This window comes from Caballeronia sp. (assembly GCF_049581465.1).
Classification (GTDB): Bacteria; Pseudomonadota; Gammaproteobacteria; order Burkholderiales; family Burkholderiaceae; genus Caballeronia.
Window position 1 is genome coordinate 1 of the sequence record NZ_JBAUSA010000121.1, and the last position, 4,886, is coordinate 4,886.

Genomic DNA, 4,886 nt, shown 5'->3' on the forward strand with positions numbered 1-4,886 from the left:
GCTCCTGAACCGCCTGAGGCCGAGGATGCCCCCGGCAGCACACTCAATCGACTAGAACGATTGCCGCATCCCAACCATTGCTGCCGCCTGATTCATTCCCTTGGCCGGCGTACCGCCAGCAGCGCTAACCGAGTAAGCAGCATGGTGGCTATTCTGCATGAAGGCGACCTGCGCATAGACCGCGGTGCGCACCGATAGCAAATACGTAACACGCGTCATCTCCATGTTAGCCCGCGTATCTTGCTGGCTGTTGACGATACGCTGCGCAAAGCCGTCAAAGAGCAGTGACGGTGTGATCTTATATTCCCCCTCCAGCGCGAACTGATTCGACGTAATGCTCGGAGTCGCGTGGGAATCCACCTCGACGCGCCGGTCTATCCATACCGCACCGAACAAGAACTTTTCAAACTTCAAGTTGGCGCCCACCAGAAAGCGCGAGTCGCGATTTCCGCTGTCCGTCATAGGAAGGGGTGTGAGACCATTGAACAGATTGACGGCGGAGCCCGGACCACCATTTTGGCGATCGTAGGCGGTTGCGACACCCCAGTTGTTTGCCTGATACTGCAGCAGCGTCGACCATTCGCGGCATGCCGCGGAATTGCCCGGAATGCTACCCGCGCATGTTCCCTCACCGGGCGTGTTTGAACCACCCGTGGGTGACGCGTCCCGGCCAAACGAATAGGTTGCGCCGACGTTCAGGCCATTAAAGCTCTTCCGATAGACGACGGTATTGTCGCTGCGCGGAGCCGCGAGCCAGGTATCAAACGAATTGATCCCATATATATTGGGTCCGATAAAATCGGCAGAATAGTTTGCCCATAGCAACATTGAATACTGGCGACCGAGGGTCAATGCGCCGAGCGGCCCATCGAGTCCGACCAAGGCTTGCCGACCGAACAACCTCCCTCCCTGACCTTGGAGGCCAGTACCGACGGTAAAACCGTTTTCGAGCGTAAATATCGCGCGATAGCCATCGCCGAGCGGCTCGGACCCCGTCAAGCCCCAGCGCGCCGGAACCTCTCCCGTGAGAGCCGGCATACGTACGAGCGCCTGGCCCGCCGGATTCGCATTGTGAAGATATTCGACGCCGGTATCAACGATACCGTAGAGAGTCACGCTCTGCGCCTGCGCAGGCGCACACCAACCGCCCATCTGGGTCGCCGCAGCAATGACCGACACAACTACGATGCGCCTCATGTTTTATCCTTTAGATTAGGAATACTATTTTATAAAAACACTCTCTCCGCCCCAGATTCGAGACACCCATGCGCGCATTTTTCACGTTCGCTTCGATAGCCCGACCGATAGTCAGTTTTACGAATTTCCTAGATCAGGTGACCACCGTCTATTTATTTCGTCCCAACAAGCTAAACAGAGGATGTGCCCGACAAATTATTTAGACCATGCCGATAATGGAATAGAATCTATAACTCAAAGCTTTATTGAACGCGGCCTCCTGCGTGCTAGTGCGATGTTTAGAAGCAAGTCGGCAAGACTCGACGATGACTCAGGCATGGAAACCTCATCGTCTTTTCAACCTTGGTGAATATTTCGAGTGGCACTGATTTTTGATCGGCTACAGTTGAGCCACTAAATTGGTATTGATAGGGCCGCCGCTGCATGGACACTATTCCACAAAGAAATGAAGGCGATGTCGAACTCGACCTCCACCACCTGCAAGTGTTTGACGTATTGCTCACCGAACACAGCCTGACCAAAGCCGCGCGCGTGCTGAATCTCTCTCAGCCCGCGTTGAGCAAGACGTTGGCGCGACTACGGCTTTATTTTGGCGACCCGCTCTTTGTGCGCGTGGCGCTGCGCATGGAGCCCACACCGAAGGCCATCGAACTCGCAGAACCCGTGAGGGCGATATTAAAGAAGATTCGCGCGCTGCGTTCGGACCACGGGTCGTTCGATCCAAAGACGTCAACGCGTAAGTTCAGCTTCTTTCTTGTTGATGCGGGTGTGGTAAAGATCTTCCCAGCGCTATTGAACTACCTGGCCGCTGAAGCGCCGGGCATATGCGTGCAGTCGATTCCGTGCGACGCGCAAAACCTCGACCTGTGGCTTGAATCGGGCCTCGTCGACCTGGCGATTGGCTCCTTCCCCTCGCTGACAATGGGTATTCGGCGTCTACCGCTATGGACCGAGACCTACGTAAGCGTGACGCGCAAAGACCATCCGCGCATCGGCTCCCATCCAAGCAAAGCACAGTTTCTCGCGGAGAAGCACGCGCTCGTGTCCGCACTAGGTACCGGGCACGAACACTTGTCAATCGAGCGGCTCATTGAGTCCGAAGTGCCGCGTGGGAACATCGTGTGTCGCGTCCCCGTCTTTACTTCGGCCGCGCTTATCGCTAAACACTCCGACGTGATCGCCACGATGCCAAAGACCCTTGCTGTTGCGATGAGTCACGACCTCGACTTGCAATTGGTCGAGCCGCCGATCGCATTGCCGAAACTTCAAATCGCTCAGTACTGGCACGACCGGTGCCACCTCGAACCCGGTAACCAATGGCTTCGGAATGTGTTTCGCACGCTGTTTTCGACGCCCGCGTGACGAGAAAAGCGCATTCAAGTCTGCATTGAATGGAGATTCAACGCAGACCTAACCCCGGCGCATCACATCAATCAAAATGACGCGAATGCGCGTTGCCTCTTTTAGCCCACAGGGTTTAGGACGAAATCGTAAGTCAACGTGTGGTCACCGTTAGGCTGCTTGATCCAGTCGGCTACCAACGTTTGTCGTACGCCAAAAACGGCATCGGAGTCCAGATATTGGTCGCCGTTACGAAATACGTGCGTGATCAACGTCTCGTAATTTTTCGCCTTGATCATGAAATGAAGGTGGGCCGGACGCCAAGGGTGGCGTCCCGTTGCACGCAGCAAGTCTCCCACTGGTCCGTCGGTCGGAATCGGGTATGCGACAGCGACAACCGTACGAAATTCGAAACTACCATCTTCCTGGGACGCGAGGATCCCTCTAGCTTGATGGGTCTCGAGATCGGGATACTGAACGTCATAGTAGCCCGCGGCGTCGGCCTGCCAAACCTCCAACACTGCCCCGGCGATCGGTGCGCCGTTAAGATCTTTCACGGTGCCTCGCACGAGGCAAGGTTCGCCAAGCGCGCCATTAGAGATGTCAGAACCATTCTCATACACAGGCGCGCCCTCTACGTGGAACGGCCCAAAAACAGTCGATTCCGTGCAACCTTCCGGTTTCTTGTTGTTCATTGCAACGGTCAACATCGACAACCCGAGGACGTCACTCAGCAAAATGAATTCCTGCCGCTTGTCGTTACATTTTTGCCCCGTCGCGGTTAGAAATTGGATGCCTGCCAGCAACTCTTGCTCCGTTAGTTCGACCTCCCGTGCGAAATTATGCAGATGAGTAATGAGGCTGGTAAGTACGAATTTCACGCGAGGATCCGGGGTGTCGGATATGAGATCCATCACCGCTTGGGTGACCGTTTGTTCATTGAGGTTGCGCATGTTTGTCTCCATTTGTTTGGTGTTTTGATGAACCACCGACAACCCGTACGATGATAACGGCCATCAAGCGAGGTGAAGAAAATCATAATGCCGCCTGCCGCGGATCGTGTGATCAAATCTGCGGTCGCACACCGTCATATGCGTCTTGTAGCAACTGCCTGATTGCCACTTTCTCTAGTGGCCGTGGATTGGGATATTGATTCTGTAGCGCGATCGCGCACGCCCTATCGAGGTCTGACGCTTTCATTCCGATATCTTTCAGCGCCAACCGTGCGCCGTTCATTTTCGCCAGATCGAAAATAGCTTGCGGTGCGCTGGTGCCGTTCAGCGCGTGCGCAATGCGCTCCATCGCGTGCGGGGTGGCCGTTGCATTGTAGGCCAGCGCATGCGGCAGGATGATCGTGTGGGTTTCCGCATGCGGCAGGTTGAAGCTACCGCCTAGCGTATGACATAGCTTGTGATGCAGAGACATCGCCACGGCCCCTAGCACCGATCCACATAACCACGCGCCATAGAGCGCATCCGCTCGCGCATTCCGAACGCGCGCATCTTCAGTTTTGAGCGTCAGGAGGGGCAGCGCTCGTCCGATGGCGGTGATGCCCTCGGCGGCCATCAGATTAGTTATTGGATTGGCGTCCGAGGCGTATAGGCCTTCCGCAGCATGAGCGATTGCATTGATCCCGCTGCTAACGCTCATGGATACTGGCAGCGAGTACGTCAGCTCGGGATCGTAAATCACTGTCTTGGGCATGACACGAATATCGCGACCGGTCTTCTTTAACCCCGCTTCGGTGATTCCATAGATCGGAGTCATTTCAGAACCCGCATAGGTAGTCGGAATAGCTAGAATCGGAAAGTCCGACTCCAATGCTATGGCCTTTCCGAGTCCTGTCGTCGAACCACCGCCAATAGCTATGGCACAGTCAGCGTCAAGACGGCGTGCCAGTTCGCGCGCCTCGCGGGCCACTTCAATCGGCACATGCATAGCCGCTCTATCGAACACGCCGGCGACGCGAACCCCGAGAATTTCCGCTATGCGTTCCGCATCCCGACGCTGATCGGGTGTCGACAGTATAAGTACGCGGTGCGCGCCAAGCAGATCGACTTCCTCTTCGAGCCGGCTCAAAGCACCGGCGCCAAAAACAACCCGCTGCGGATGGCTCGTGAAAGTAAAAGTGAGTTCGTTCATGATGGTTTTCGCCTGGGTCACGTCAGATCAAGGCCATCGCACCGAATGCAACGCGGCCTGTGGTCGATCTCACCCGATCAAGGAACCGGACGGTCATCGCGTCACCGGCGGCTATGTCAGTGCTCTTCTCAACAAGCAAACGCACCGTGCGCACGCCAATCGGTGAATGTTGCTCCCGGACTTGCAAGATAGCGCCGATCCAGGGC

The 4,886-nt window shown here is 55.9% G+C and carries 4 protein-coding genes and 1 pseudogene; 1 reads left to right on the plus strand and 4 read right to left on the minus strand.

Annotated elements, in window-relative coordinates; genetic code table 11:
• Nucleotides 1-51 precede the first annotated feature (51 nt).
• Complete coding sequence (locus tag WCA53_RS02950; protein ID WP_423905288.1) at nt 52-1,197, minus strand: porin; 1,146 nt, start codon at nt 1,195-1,197, stop codon at nt 52-54.
• Nucleotides 1,198-1,620: 423 nt separating this feature from the next.
• Here WCA53_RS02950 and WCA53_RS02955 point away from each other — a divergent pair, with 423 nt between their 5' ends.
• Nucleotides 1,621-2,559 (plus strand): LysR family transcriptional regulator, encoded by a 939-nt coding sequence (locus WCA53_RS02955; protein WP_423905290.1) that lies wholly within the window; start codon nt 1,621-1,623, stop codon nt 2,557-2,559.
• Between the two features lie 101 nt (nt 2,560-2,660).
• Here WCA53_RS02955 and WCA53_RS02960 read toward each other — a convergent pair whose 3' ends face one another.
• The 3 genes and pseudogenes from WCA53_RS02960 to WCA53_RS02970 form a co-directional block, all read right to left on the minus strand.
• The gene (locus WCA53_RS02960) at nt 2,661-3,491 is read right to left on the minus strand and encodes an intradiol ring-cleavage dioxygenase (protein WP_423905292.1); all 831 of its coding nucleotides are present in this window, start codon (nt 3,489-3,491) and stop codon (nt 2,661-2,663) included.
• Between the two features lie 112 nt (nt 3,492-3,603).
• Nucleotides 3,604-4,680, minus strand: a complete 1,077-nt coding sequence (locus tag WCA53_RS02965) for a maleylacetate reductase (RefSeq protein WP_423905294.1) — start codon at nt 4,678-4,680, stop codon at nt 3,604-3,606.
• A 22-nt stretch (nt 4,681-4,702) separates the two neighbouring features.
• Nucleotides 4,703-4,886 (minus strand): annotated as a pseudogene (locus tag WCA53_RS02970) (FMN adenylyltransferase); the annotation flags it as partial.